The 13,713-nt window shown below is 70.1% G+C and carries 11 protein-coding genes; 6 read left to right on the top strand and 5 right to left on the bottom strand.

The window, feature by feature from the left end:
- The first annotated feature begins 195 nt into the window (after nt 1–195).
- The 5 genes from ssb (at nt 196) to ABZS54_RS14705 (ending at nt 5,804) form a co-directional block, all read left to right on the top strand.
- A complete protein-coding gene (ssb, locus tag ABZS54_RS14725) occupies nt 196–666 on the top strand; it encodes a single-stranded DNA-binding protein (RefSeq protein ID WP_355534766.1) in 471 nt (156 codons plus the stop codon).
- A gap of 541 nt (nt 667–1,207) precedes the next feature.
- A complete protein-coding gene (locus ABZS54_RS14720) occupies nt 1,208–2,629 on the top strand; it encodes a thioester domain-containing protein (RefSeq protein ID WP_355534764.1) in 1,422 nt (473 codons plus the stop codon).
- Nucleotides 2,630–2,901: 272 nt separating this feature from the next.
- The gene (ettA, locus tag ABZS54_RS14715) at nt 2,902–4,566 is read left to right on the top strand and encodes an energy-dependent translational throttle protein EttA (protein WP_355534762.1); all 1,665 of its coding nucleotides are present in this window, start codon (nt 2,902–2,904) and stop codon (nt 4,564–4,566) included.
- A 153-nt stretch (nt 4,567–4,719) separates the two neighbouring features.
- Nucleotides 4,720–5,160, top strand: coding sequence for a thioesterase family protein (locus tag ABZS54_RS14710; RefSeq protein WP_355534760.1), 441 nt, complete (start codon nt 4,720–4,722; stop codon nt 5,158–5,160).
- Entirely contained in the window at nt 5,157–5,804 is a 648-nt protein-coding gene (locus tag ABZS54_RS14705; RefSeq protein ID WP_355534758.1) for a hypothetical protein, read from the top strand. Before ABZS54_RS14710 ends, ABZS54_RS14705 begins: the two co-directional genes overlap by 4 nt.
- Here ABZS54_RS14705 and ABZS54_RS14700 read toward each other — a convergent pair.
- The 5 genes from ABZS54_RS14700 to ABZS54_RS14680 form a co-directional block, all read right to left on the bottom strand.
- Nucleotides 5,794–7,464, bottom strand: a complete 1,671-nt coding sequence (locus tag ABZS54_RS14700) for an alpha-amylase family glycosyl hydrolase (protein ID WP_355534756.1) — start codon at nt 7,462–7,464, stop codon at nt 5,794–5,796. The genes ABZS54_RS14705 and ABZS54_RS14700 overlap by 11 nt on opposite strands.
- 40 nt (nt 7,465–7,504) lie before the next feature.
- Entirely contained in the window at nt 7,505–7,891 is a 387-nt protein-coding gene (locus ABZS54_RS14695; RefSeq protein ID WP_355534777.1) for a globin, read from the bottom strand.
- Between the two features lie 63 nt (nt 7,892–7,954).
- Nucleotides 7,955–9,433, bottom strand: a complete 1,479-nt coding sequence (locus ABZS54_RS14690) for an SDR family oxidoreductase (RefSeq protein WP_355534754.1) — start codon at nt 9,431–9,433, stop codon at nt 7,955–7,957.
- 110 nt (nt 9,434–9,543) lie between these two features.
- The gene (locus ABZS54_RS14685; RefSeq protein WP_355534752.1) at nt 9,544–10,581 is read right to left on the bottom strand and encodes a mechanosensitive ion channel family protein; all 1,038 of its coding nucleotides are present in this window, start codon (nt 10,579–10,581) and stop codon (nt 9,544–9,546) included.
- Nucleotides 10,582–10,716: 135 nt separating this feature from the next.
- Nucleotides 10,717–12,888 (bottom strand): prolyl oligopeptidase family serine peptidase, encoded by a 2,172-nt coding sequence (locus ABZS54_RS14680; RefSeq protein ID WP_355534750.1) that lies wholly within the window; start codon nt 12,886–12,888, stop codon nt 10,717–10,719.
- Nucleotides 12,889–13,078: 190 nt separating this feature from the next.
- Here ABZS54_RS14680 and ABZS54_RS14675 point away from each other — a divergent pair, with 190 nt between their 5' ends.
- Nucleotides 13,079–13,621, top strand: coding sequence for an HNH endonuclease (locus ABZS54_RS14675; protein WP_355534748.1), 543 nt, complete (start codon nt 13,079–13,081; stop codon nt 13,619–13,621).
- Nucleotides 13,622–13,713 lie beyond the last annotated feature (92 nt).

Raw genomic sequence — 13,713 nt, 5'->3', positions numbered from 1 at the left:
AGGCACCCAGGCCGCCCGTCACTCACGTGAGTGACGGGCGGCCTGGGTGCCACTCACGCGGGCGATCCCGCGTGATGCACAGGGGCCGAGTTGTCCACAGCCCGCCGGGGCCTGCGCCGGGCGTCCGTCGGATGCCGGATCGTCAAGGGCGGACGGCGATGTTGCGGGGCACGCCGGTGACACACGGAGGCAAGCGTGGACACGTACGTGACGGTGATCGGCAACGCCGCGAGCGATGTCCGGGTCCAGATGACCCAGGCCGGCGTGCCCTTGGCGCGATTTCGGATGGCGGTGTCGCCCAGGCGCTTCGACCGCGAGACGGGGACGTGGGTCTCGGGGGACGCGTCCTTTTACACAATCGTGTGTTTTCGGGGGTTGGCGGAGAACGTGACGAGTTCGATCGACAAGGGCGATCCGCTCGTGGTGACCGGACGGCTGCGGGTGCGCGAGTGGGAGCGGGAGGGGAGGTGGTGGACCGTCACCGAGATCGACGCGTCGTCGGTGGGACACGACCTGGCTCGGGGGATCGCGGAGTTTCGCCGGGTGGGTCGGCCGGCGCGCCTGGCGGTCGTGGCGGACGGCGGAGCGGCGGGATCGATGGCCGAACAGGGCACCCTCGCGATCGAGTCCCACCTCGGATCCATCGGCGAAGAGGAGGCCGCGTGAATTGTGCCGACGCGGATCGCATGTTCGAGAAAGCCATTCATTGGCGACGTCGGCGATAATTCAAGTCGGTTTCTGGGAAGAATCTGAAACAGAATTGTGACGACGATGCCGGTGGAGCGATACGCCCCAAACGGGTCAATCGCCGCATGTCGCTCAACCGGTGGGATGGGGGGCCGGAAAGAGTCGGATCGTGGAGGCGGATAGCGTCAGAGTCAAGTCATTGATCATAGAAGGACCGATTCACGCGGTTTTGCACCTTGACAAATCAATAGTGAATGAGATCGCCCTGATCAGCACTTATGCGGCTTGCCATACCGCATAGACGGCTATATCCGGCGAAGACTTGTCGACTTCGCGATATCCGAATTGACGTCCTCGACGTGGATCTTCTCCCGAGGTAAAGAACGTGAAACAAATGCCTGCCCCGGGTCGCGAGAGGTAGGCCCGTTGCTCATACCATTCAACGGTTCTTTACTCGCGCCTCGCTCGGGGGAACCATGCGCCGCGCGAGTCGGCTTACATTTTTCGAGGGGACCACCACATGTTCCGTACACCGGGACGGACGGCCACCCGCTTGTCGGCCATGATCATCGCCGGCGGCTTGGCGGCGGCCGGCGTGATCGGTTTCGCGGGTGCGGCCAACGCGGAGGGCGCCAAGGGCGTCTACCAGGGCGGCGATGTCGGTGCGGACATCTTCCTGAAGGGCAAAGAGAGCGCGCTGCGCGCCTCGATCCTGAAGCTCCAGGTGGACGGCAAGATCCTGCGCACCTACTGCATCGACTTCCACACCCTCGTGCGTAGCGACGCGAAGTACGACGAGTCGGGCTGGAAGGAGACCTCCTTCGGCACCAAGGCCGACAAGGCCAAGGTCAAGTGGGTTCTGCTGAACTCGTTCCCGACGGTGGATCTGGAGGGCGTTCGCAAGGCGGCCGGCACGCCGAAGCTGAGCGAGGGCGAGGCCGCAGCCGCCACGCAGGCCGCCATCTGGCACTTCACCGACGGCCAGAACCTGGACGACACCGGCAACAAGAACAACGCCGAACTCGTCACTCTCTACAAGTACCTCATCGGTGACTCCAACAAGGGCGACGTCACCGAGCCCCCCGTCTCGCTTTCGGTGACCCCGGGCGAGAAGGCCGGCAAGATCAACGACAAGCCCGGTATCGGCCCGTTCGAGGTCAAGACCAACGCCGAGGGCAAGTCGATCAACGCCAAGCTGCTCGCCGGTGACTCCGAGGGCAAGGCCGCCCTGGTGGACGCCGACGGCAAGCCGGTCGACAAGGTCGGCAACGGCGACAAGCTCTATGTGAACGCGTCCAAGGCCACCAAGGCGGGCAGCTCGACCCTCCAGGTCTCCGGCGAGTCGACCGTGCAGGCGGGTCGGGTCTTCCAGGGCGTCAACAAGGACGGGTCGACCAGCCAGCTGCTGATCGTCGCGGACAAGCAGAAGGTGCAGACCTCCGACGAGGCGATTGCCAAGTGGGGTAACCCCGGCAAGGGCCCGCTCCCGGAGATCAACGCCACCAAGGACTGCGTCGACGGCGGCGTGAAGGTCACCGTCAAGAACAACGGCGACGAGTCGTACAAGTTCAAGCTCGACGGCAAGGAAACCACCGTCGAGGCCGGCAAGTCGGTCGACCAGGTCGTCAAGGTCGCCGAAGACCAGGCGTACAAGATCACCATCGTGGGCCCCGACGGCAAGACCGTGAAGGAGTTCACCGGCACGCTCGACTGCAAGACCGCCGGCGCCACCGAAGGTGTGACCGGTGGCACCTCGGGTGGCAGCACCGGCGGGACTCCGGCTCCGGTGAACCCGAAGGGTCCGAACCTGGCCGATACCGGTAGCGACAGCAGCAACACTCCCGCGATCCTGGGCGGCGCCGGTGCGCTCCTCCTCGCGGGTGGCGGTCTGGTGTTCTACATGCGCCGCCGCAACAACGGCTCGAACGGCGCCGCTGCCTGATAGAGGCACCACCGCTCGAACCACGATGACAGTCGGGTCCCGACGCGCACCAGGCGCGTCGGGACCCGACGTCACCACCTCGGCCCAAGACACGAGAAGCCGACCGGGAACTCTCCAGCCCGTCCGGCGTTCGAGGACAAGCGGGCGACAGGCCGGTCCAGAGGCCCCGGGTCGACGATCCCGCGCCCTGCGGGCACCCACGCAGCCCGACAATCCCGCGCCCTCGGGCACCCATGCACGGGCACTGCTCGCCAGACCATAGGCTTGGACGCATGGCTGAGTACATCTACACCATGCGCAAGGCGCGTAAAGCGCACGGCGACAAGGTGATCCTCGACGACGTGACGCTCAGCTTCCTGCCGGGAGCCAAGATCGGCGTCGTCGGCCCGAACGGCGCGGGTAAGTCGACCGTTCTGAAGATCATGGCCGGACTGGAGCAGCCGTCCAACGGCGACGCGTTTCTGTCTCCCGGCTACACCGTCGGCATCCTGCTCCAGGAGCCTCCGCTGGACGAGTCCAAGACCGTCCTGGAGAACGTCGAGGACGGCGTCAAGGAGATCAAGGGCAAGCTTGACCGGTTCAACGCGATCGCCGAGGAGATGGCGACCAACTACACCGACGAGCTGATGGCCGAGATGGGCGAGCTGCAGGATCAGCTCGACCACGCCAACGCCTGGGAGCTCGACTCCCAGCTCGAACAGGCCATGGACGCGCTGGGCTGCCCGCCCGGCGACTGGCCCATCGTGAACCTCTCCGGTGGCGAGAAGCGCCGCGTGGCGCTGTGCAAGCTGCTCCTCGAAGCGCCCGACCTGCTCCTCCTGGACGAGCCGACCAACCACCTCGACGCGGAGAGCGTCCAGTGGCTGGAGCAGCACCTGGAGAAGTACGCCGGCACCGTCGTCGCGGTCACCCACGACCGGTACTTCCTGAACAACGTCGCCCAGTGGATCTGTGAGGTCGACCGCGGTCGGCTGCACCCCTACGAGGGCAACTACTCCACCTACCTGGACACCAAGGCCACCCGCCTGAAGGTCGAAGGGCAGAAGGACGCCAAGCGGCAGAAGCGCCTCAAGGACGAGCTCGAGTGGGTCCGCTCCAACGCGAAGGGCCGCCAGGTCAAGAGCAAGGCGCGCCTGGCCCGCTACGAGGAGATGGCCGCCGAGGCGGACAAGATGCGGAAGCTGGACTTCGAGGAGATCCAGATCCCGCCGGGTCCGCGCCTGGGCAACGTCGTGGTCGAGGTGGACCACCTCACCAAGGGCTTCGACGAGAAGCTGCTGATCGACGACCTGTCCTTCACACTGCCGCGCAACGGCATCGTGGGCATCATCGGTCCGAACGGCGCGGGCAAGACCACGCTGTTCAAGATGCTGATCGACGCCGAGACGCCGGACGCGGGCGACATCAAGGTCGGCGAGACGGTCAAGGTCTCCTACGTCGACCAGTCGCGTGGTGGCCTGGACCCGAAGAAGAACCTGTGGGAGGTCGTCTCCGACGGCCTGGACTACATCAAGGTCGGCAACGTCGAGGTGCCGTCGCGGGCCTACGTCAGCGCGTTCGGGTTCAAGGGCCCGGACCAGCAGAAGCCGACCGGGGTGCTCTCCGGTGGTGAGCGCAACCGCCTGAACCTGGCGCTGACGCTCAAGCAGGGCGGCAACCTGCTGCTGCTCGACGAACCGACCAACGACCTCGACGTCGAGACCCTGTCCAGCCTGGAGAACGCGCTCCTGGAGTTCCCGGGCTGCGCCGTGGTCGTCTCGCACGACCGCTGGTTCCTGGACCGGGTGACCACGCACATCCTCGCCTACGAGGGCGAGTCGAAGTGGTTCTGGTTCGAGGGCAACTTCGAGTCGTACGAGAAGAACAAGGTCGAGCGCCTGGGCGCGGACGCGGCCCGGCCGCACCGTGCGACGTACAAGAAGCTCAAGCGCAACTGACCGATCCGGTCGGTACGGCGTAACCGGTGGCCTGTCGTATGCCCGCATACGGCAGGCCACCGGCATCAACCGGCCGGTCGGCACGCGGGTCGCATCGACAGGGAACATCGACAGGGAAATATCGACGGGGAATCAGAGAAGGGGACTGGGCACGTGGCCAGGCACATCTACCAGGCGACGCTTCGGTGGTCCGATATGGACGCCTACCGGCACATCAACAATGTGCAGTACCTCCGCTACCTGGAGGAGGCGCGCGTGGACATGATGTTCACCCTCGGGCAGCGCGAAGGAGCCAAGTCGCTCTCCGAGGGCGTGGTGATCGCCCGGCACGAGATCGACTACAAGCGGCCGCTGGTGTGGCGCGCCGAGCCGGTGCGGGTGGAGACCTGGGTGACCCGGATCGGTGCCGCCCGGTTCACGCTGGCCTACCAGATCAAGGACGACGAGCAGGTGTACGCGACGGCGCTGTCCGTACTGGTGCCGTATTCGCTCGACGAGCAGCGGCCCCGGCGACTGACCGAGGACGAGCGGGCCTACCTGGAGCGCTTTGTCGAGCCGCAGGACGAGCCGGCGGGGCGGCCGATCCGGCCATGACCGTGCTGCGACTCGCCGATTCGGCCGCCGCTGCGGACCTGGGCGGCTATCTGACCCGACTGCTGCGCTACGACCGCCGCGCGGTGGTGCGGGTGCGGGCCGAGGGGTCGGTGCTCGGTACGTTCGGTCATCCGCCGTTCGGGGAAGCCGCGTCGGGCGTGATCACGCTGCGGGCCAGTGAGTTGGCCGTACCCGCGACGGCGGACGCGACCGTGTCCGCCGGGCAACTCGTGGACGCGATCGCGGACGACGCGAGTGTGACCCTGCCGGCGTCGGTGACCGGTCCGGGGTGGGCCGGCATGTTGCCGCCGCGCACCGGCTGGGAACGGGTAGCCGAGCTGGGTGTGCTCGACCTGGGCCGCGAAGTGGCGGCCGGCGTCGCCGAGTTCCGGTCTCGGACCGAACCGGGGATGCCGCGCGCCGAGTTCGACCGGATCGCCGCCGGCATCTGGACCCGACCGCTGCCCGGCCGACTCCCGCTGCGTGCCGCGCACGCCGCCCAATCCTTCGGCTTTCTGGGTCCACCGGACCCAGAGGCCCGGGCCGAGGTGCTGACCGTCGGGGCCTGGCTGCGCCTCGAAGCCCGCTACGGCTCGGTTTCGGTCCGCCGCCCCGACGCCCCCGGCCTGCTTTTCACCCGCTGACCCGGCCGTCGCTCGACCACCACACGGTCGTGTCCGACGGCACCACGAGTCGATCGCCGGCGACCGGACCCACCGGAGCCGAGGCCAGCAGCAGTTCGCCCGTCGGCACCGGGACCGACACCGGGCCGTCGGTCAGGTTCACCGCGCAGGCGAACCCCGGCTCCCGGGTGAAGGCGAGCACGCCGGCCGGCAGCCCGTCGACCCAAGTCGGCCATGGGGAAGTCGAGTTCACTCCCAGGGCCGGGTGGGTGCGGCGGATCCGCAGCGCGGCCCGGTACAGCGCCAGCGTGGAGTCCGGGTCGCGCTCCTGGGCCTCGACGGTCAGCTCGGCCCAGGACGCGGGCTGCGGCAGCCACGGGGCGCCGCCCGCAGAGAAGTCGAACGGTGGCGCGTGGCCGGCCCACGGGATCGGCACCCGGCATCCGTCGCGACCCGGCAACCGCCCGCCCGAGCGCAGGAACACCGGGTCCCGACGTACCTCGGCGGCCAGGTCCTCGACCTCGGGCAGGCCCAACTCGTCACCCTGGTAGAGGTAGACCGAGCCGGGCAGCGCGAGTTCGAGCAACGCTGCGGCCCGGGCCCGGGCCACCCCCACCCGCCCGCCACCGAACCGGGTCACCGCCCGCGCCACGTCGTGATTACCCAACACCCAGTTCGGCGCCGCACCACCCGAGGCCGTCGCGCGAGTCGGTGCCACCCCACCCGAGCCCGCTGCGTGCAGCGTTTCGTCGATTACCTCGCGCAGCCGGTCCGGGTCCCAACCGGCAAGCAGGTACGGGAAGTTGAACGCCTGATGCAGCTCGTCCGGCCGGGTGTACGCGGCCAGCCGTGCGGGTTCCGGCAGCCAGGCCTCGGCGATCGCGATGCGCGCGTCGGGGCCGGCGTACGAGTCGAGCAACCGGCGCCAGGTGCGGTACACGTCGTGTACCTCGGGCTGATCCCAGTACGGCAGCCGATGCCCCAGCCGGCCCGCCCAGCCCTGCGGGACGCCGTCCGGCACGTCCGGCAGGCCGAGTGCCTTGACCAGACCGTGCGCGACGTCGATCCGGAAGCCGTCCACGCCGCGGTCCAGCCAGAAGCGCAGGATCGACAGGTACTCGCTACGGACCTCCAGGTTGCGCCAGTTCAGGTCGGGCTGCGCGGGTGTGTACAGGTGCAAATACCACTGGCCAAAAGCACCGTCCGGCTCGGTGATCCGGGTCCAGGCCGGGCCGCCGAACTGGGACAGCCAGTTGTTCGGGGGCTCCGCGCCGTTCGGGCCCCGGCCGTCGCGGAAGAGGTAGCGGGAGCGCTCCACCGAACCCGGGGCGGCGGCCAGTGCCGCGGCGAACCACGCGCTCTCGTGCGAAGTGTGGTTGGGCACCACGTCCACCACGACCTTCAGACCGAGGTCGTGGGCGCGCTCGAAGACCCGGTCCGCGTCGACGAGCGTGCCGAACACGGGGTCCACGTCCCGGGGGTCCGCGACGTCGTAGCCCGCGTCGACCATCGGCGACCGATAGAAGGGAGTCAGCCAGATCGCGTCGGCGCCCAGGTCCCGCACGTGCGGCAGCCGCTTCAGGACGCCGCCCAGATCGCCGACCCCGTCGCCGTCCCCGTCCGCGAAGCTGCGCACGTAGATCTGGTAGAAGATCGCGTCCTGCCACCAACCACGCCTCATCGGCCGCCTCCGTCGGATCGCGGATGTGGCTGCCGCCGCGTCAGTCGAGTCGGTTCACCATCGACTGCGCCGCGTAGACCAGGTAGTCCCACAGGATGTTCTCCTGCTCGGCGGGCAACGCGATGTCGTCGACCGCCGCGCGCATGTGCCGCAGCCACGCGTCCCGGGCCTCCTCGGTCACCGCGAACGGCGCGTGCCGCATCCGCAGCCGAGGGTGCCCGCGCTGCTCGCTGTAGGTGCGCGGCCCGCCCCAGTACTGCACCAGGAACATCCGCAGGCGGTCCTCGGCCCCGGCGAGGTCCTCCTCGGGATACATCGGGCGCAGCAGGGGGTCCTCGCGCACGCCCTGGTAGAAGCGGTGCACGAGCTTGACGAACGTCTCCTCGCCGCCCACGGCTTCGTAGAGACTCGGTTCCGGCTCTCGCATCTCGGTCACCGTCCCATCCTCCCAGATGGCCCGGCGGCCCGGGGATGCTCGGCCGGGAGCGGCTCAACCCGATCGCTCCGCGGCGCGGGCGATGCCTTTGCGCATGCCGCCGAAGACGATGCCGTGGAAGGGGAACACGGCCCACCAGTACACGTGCCCGAGCAGTCCTCGGGGGTGGAACAGCGCGCGCTGGCGGTAGTGCGTCCGGCCGCCCTCGGACGAGATGGCGAATTCCAGCCAGGCCAGGCCCGGCAGTCGCATCTCCGCGCGGAGCCGGAGCAGCTCGCCGGGCACCACCTCCTCGACCCGCCAGAAGTCGAGCGAGTCGCCGACCCGCAGGTGATGCGGGTCCCGACGGCCGCGGCGCAGCCCGACGCCGCCCGCGATCCGGTCCAGCGCACCGCGCACCGACCAGGCCAGCGGCCACGAGTGCCAGCCGTTCTCGCCGCCGATGCCCTCGATCACCCGCCACACGGCCACCGGGGACGCGGCCGGCTCCGCCTCGCGGACGTCCTCGTACAACGAGCCACCCGCCCAGTCCGGGTCGGTGGGCAGCGGATCGCTCGGGGCGCCGGGCACGGCCGCCGAGGACCAGCGGGTGGCCACGTCCGCGTCCCGGATGCGCTTGAGGGCCAGTTCGAGCGCGCGGTCGAAGCCGGTCAGGCCGTCCGGCGGGTCCGGGATCCAGCGCGCGATGTCGTGCTCGTGGCAGACCACCTCGCTGCGCAGTGACTCCACCAGCGGTCGGGCCAGGCCACCGGGCACGGGAGTGATCAGGCCCACCCAGTGGCTGGACAACGACGGGGTGAGCATCGGCACCGGCAGTACCCGGCGCCGGCGCAGGCCCGCCACCGCCGCGTAGCGCTGCATCATTTGCTCGTAGGTGAGCACGTCGGGGCCGCCGATGTCGAAGGCGCGGTCGACCTCCGGGGGCAGTGCGACGCAGCCCACCAGGTAGTGCAGCACGTCCCGGACCGCGATCGGCTGGATCCGCGAAGCGACCCAGCGCGGCGTGACCATCACCGGCAGCCGCTCGGTCAGGTAGCGCAACATCTCGAAGGAGGCCGACCCCGAGCCGATGATCACCGCGGCGCGCAGCACAGCCGTGGGCACCGCGCAGTCGAGCAGGATTTCGCCGACCTCGGCGCGCGAGCGCAGATGCGGGGACGAGTCGCGGGCGGCGGAGCCGTCGGCCGGGCCGAGACCGCCCAGGTAGACCAGCCGGCCGACGCCCGCGTTCTCGGCCGCGGCGGCGAATGTGCGTGCGGTCTCGCGATCGGTGACGGCGAATCGCGGGCCGCTGCCGAGCGCGTGGATCAGGTAGTAGGCGACGTCCACGCCGTCGAGGGCGCGGCGGACCTCGGTCGGGTCGAGCGCGTCGGCGCGGACGATCTCGACGCGTTCGGCCCACGGATGGTCGCGCAGCTTGTCCGGGCTTCGGGCCATGCAGCGCACGCGATAGCCGGCCGCGAGCAGTTCGGGTACGAGCCGGCCGCCGAGATAGCCGGTGGCGCCGGTGACCAGACACAGGGGAGAGTCCACCCGACCCAGTCTCGGCGACACACGGGACGGACCCGTGCGGGCGCGCCCGACGGTGACCCATTCGGTCCTGACGCCGACCCTCGAACCACCGCCCGCCGCCCGGCCCCCGCTCAGGGGGCCCCCGGCGCTCCCGGCGCCTGCGGCAGCGGTGGGGTCGGCGGCGGGGTCACCGGGACCGGTGCGGGTTCGGCCGGAGCCGGTGCGGGGCCCTCGTCGCTCGCCGGCCCCGTCGCGCTCGCGACCGGCTCGCTGATCCGGATGCCCGCGTCGTCGAACGCGCGCTTGAGGCGCCCGCGCAGCTCGCGTGCCACCGGCAGCTCCTGACCCGGCATGGTCTTGATCTGCACCTGGAGGACGACCGCGTCCGGCGTCACCGATTCCATCCCGACCACGGTCGCCGAGCCCCACATCCGCTCGTTCCACGGCTCGATCTCGGCCAGCGCCTCGGCGGTCGAGGAGATCACCGCGCGCACCTTGTCCACGTCCTCGTGGTAGCCGACCTGGACGTCCACCTTGGCGGTGCCCCAGCCCTGACTCTTGTTGCCGATCCGCTTGATCTCACCGTTGCGGATGTACCAGACGGTGCCGTCCACGTCGCGCAGCTTGGTGATCCGCAGGCCCACCTCGACCACCGTGCCGGTCGCGGCGCCCGCGTCGACCAGGTCGCCCACGCCGTACTGGTCCTCCAGGATCATGAACATTCCGGACAGGAAGTCGGTGACCAGGTTGCGCGCGCCGAAGCCCAGCGCGATGCCGGCGATGCCCGCGCTGGCCAGCAGCGGTGCGAGGTTGACCTTGAACTCGCCGAGCACCATCAGCCCGGCGATGCCCAGGATCACGAAGGACGCGGTGCTGCGCAGCACCGAACCGACCGTCTCGGCGCGCTGACGGCGCCGTTCGGCGTTCAGCAGGAAGCCGGTCACCGGCCGCCCGCTGCTGTCCGTGCCGCTGTTGGCCATCCGGCCGACCAATTGGGTGATCAGCTTCCGGGTCACCGCCCGCAGGATGAGCGCGACCAGGATGATCACGAGGATGCGGATCGGCGTCACCACGAGGGACTCGCCGTGTCGGTCGAACCAGGACGACACCTTGCCGTCGCCTTGGGCGACGTCGAGCGACAGCAGGATTCCGGGGACGGGCGCGGACACGTACGAGACCTTTCGGACGACGAGCGGAGGAGCCTCCCCCCGCGGCGGGGGATCGGTTCCCCACAGTAGTCACGGGGCCTGGGAGCCTCGTGCGATACCTCTTGTTCGTACCTTCTGTCGCTGATCACCGCTATATCACCGATCCCCGCCTTCGCTGTCTTCGCCGGCCTCGTCGCCGAGTGTGTGGAGGTCCAGACCGGTCCGGCCGGCCAGGAAGGACAGCGTGTCCACGCTGAGTTCGACGGTGCGCGAGACCGAGCGGGCCGCGTGGCCGACCTCGGCCTCGGCGCGCAGCAGCACCGGGCGCCCACTCGCGGTCGCGTCCTGCAGGGCCGCGCACATCTTGCGTGCGTGCAGCGGGTCCACCCGGCTGTCGCCGTCGAACACGGTGAACAGCACGGCCGGGTAGGCAACGCCCGCGCGCACGTGGTGATATGGCGAGTAGCCCAGCAGCCAGTCCAGTTCCTCGGCCACCTCGGCGCTGCCGTACTCGTCGGACCACAACCGGCCCAGTCCGAACCGCTCGTAGCGGACCATGTCCAGGAGCGGCATCGAGCAGGCCACCGCCGCGTACAGCTCCGGCCGCTGGGTGAGCGCGGCGCCCACGAGCAGCCCACCGTTGGAGCCGCCGGACGCGGCCAGCCGGTCGGGCGTGCTCCAGCCCCGGGCGATCAGGTGCTCCGCGGCGGCGTGGAAATCCTCGAACACGCGTTGCTTGTGCCCACGCATGCCCGCGCGATGCCACTCCTCGCCCTCTTCCGAGCCACCGCGCAGATTCGCGATCGCGTACACGCCGCCGGCCTCCACCCACGCGAGCACACCCGCCGAGTAGGCGGGGCCGAGCGCGATGCCGAAACCGCCATAGCCGTACAGCACGGTGGGCCTGGGTCGGTCCGGGGCGACGGTCGGCGCGATCACGAACATCCGGACCGGGGTGCCGTCCGCCGAGCGGTAGGACTCCTGGCGTACGTGCACGCGCGGCAGCCTCGCGGTGCCGGGCGCCCCCGCCCAGGTCTCGACCGCGCCGGTGCGCCCGTCGTAGCGCAGCACCGCCGACGGCGCGGTGTAGTCCGACCAGCCGAACCACGCCTCGTGCCCGCCCTCGGGGTGCTCGGCCAGACCCCCGATCGAACCGGGCGAGCCGCCGGGCGTCGCCGGCCGGGCCAGTACCTCCCCGGAGGCCAGGTCGCACACGGTCAGCTCGCCAACCGCGTGCCGGGTCCGGGTGAGCAGCAGCGTCGGCCGGGGCGCCTGCGGGCCGTCCAGGATGGCGAACCCGGTGAGTACCGCGTCCGGCTCCTCGGGTACCAGGTCGCGCCAGCCCTCGGGCCCCGGCGCCGCCGGGTCGGCCACGCACAGCCGACCGCGCGGCGCGTCCAGGTCGGTGAACACGTACAGCCGTCCGTCCCGGCCCACCCGCAGGCCGGTGAGTGCGTCCAGACCCACCACCACCGGGCGCAGCTGCGGCTGTTCCGGCGTACGCGCCCGCAGGTCGGCCAGCCACAGGTCGTTGCGCGGCGCGGTGCCCGCGGACGCGGACACGGTGAGCCAGTGGCCGTCCCGGCTGACTCCGACGCCGAAGTAGGTGGCCGGTTCGCTGCCCGCGCCGAACACCTCGACGTCCGCCGCCGGGTCGGCGCCGACCCGGTGCAGATACACCCGGCGGTGATGTTGTTCCTCGCCTGCGGGCACCGCCTCCGGCGGCAGCCGGCGCACCAGGTAGAACGCGTCACCGCCGGGCAGCCAGGCGATCGAGGTGTCGCGCACCCGCTCGATCGGGCCCTCGATGCGGTCGCCGGTGCGCACGTCGAGCACGTACAGGCGGGATTCCTCGTCGCCGCCGGTGGAGAGCAGACAGGCGATCCGGTCACCCTCGTCCGAGGGCGTCCACTGGTCCAGCGTGGTGGTGCCGGTCGGGTCGATCGCGACCGGATCCACCAGCGCGCGCTCGGTCCCGTCCGGCTCGACCACGAACAACACCGCGTGCTCGCGACCGGGGTCGCGGCGAATCAGGAAGTGCCGGTCGCCACGCCAACAGGGCAGCCCGGTCAGGCCGGTGGCGAGCAGCTCGTCCAGCCGCGCGCGCAGTCGATCGCGTCCGGCCAGATGGTCCACATGGGCGTGGAACCACTCGTCCTGTGCGGCGGACCAGGCGCGGGTGGCCGGCGCGTCCGGGTCCTCCAGGTCTCGATAGGGGTCCCGGACGGAGCGCCCGAACAGCACGTCGACCGTGTCGCCACGGGCGGCCGCGGGGGCGCGCGGGGTCTCGTGGGGGGCGTGTTCCGCAGGCTGCACAGAGCGCGTCATGGGCGCACCCTAGACGCCCGGCCCCATCGGTGCGCACCGTCACCACTCGGCCACGCGGGGCCACCCGTGCAGGTGAACGCTCTGTGACCTTGTCGATTCCTGGTAGCGCGGGGGGTATCCCGCCATGGACACTGGAGGCCGATCGTCCCCGGCGCGAGCCACGCGCTGTCGGCGTCACAGGGAGGCATACGTGCCGCATTCGCTGGTCCTCAACGCGTCGTACGAGCCCCTGTGCGTGGTGCCCGTTCGCCGCGCACTGATCCTCGTGCTGAACGACAAGGCAATGTGCCTGGAAGAAACAGGCACCATCCTGCACAGCGCCACCACCGAGATTCCCGTACCCAGTGTGATCAGACTGACCCGTTTCGTCCGTATCCCCTTTCGGGGCCAAGTACCGCTCACCCGTCGTGCGCTGTTCGCCCGCGACGGAGGGCGTTGTGTCTACTGCGGAAGCGCCGCCACCAGCGTCGACCACGTCGTCCCCCGCAGCCGGGGCGGGCAACACACATGGGACAACGTGGTCTCCGCGTGTCGTCGCTGCAATCACGTCAAGAGCGATCGGTACATCGCCGAGCTGGGCTGGCGAATGCCGCGCACCCCATCCCAACCCACCGGTCTGGCGTGGCGGATCCTGGGCACCGGCTTCCGCGATCCACGCTGGGAGCCATACCTGGCGCCGTACGGTGCGCTGGAGGCGGGCTTCGACCATTTCGACCAGGTCGCGAGCGCCTAGAAGGCGGCGGATTCCTCCGGGGAGCCCGTCGCCGTTTTTGTTTCGACGGGTTCTCCGGAGCCGCGGTCCGGATCCGACACGCCTGCTCGCGT

It is taken from the genome of Embleya sp. NPDC005575, from assembly GCF_040605455.1.
Taxonomy (GTDB): Bacteria; Actinomycetota; Actinomycetes; order Streptomycetales; family Streptomycetaceae; genus Embleya.
The sequence above is the reverse complement of the archived record's forward strand: the minus strand, read 5'-3'. Positions and strand labels throughout refer to the sequence as shown.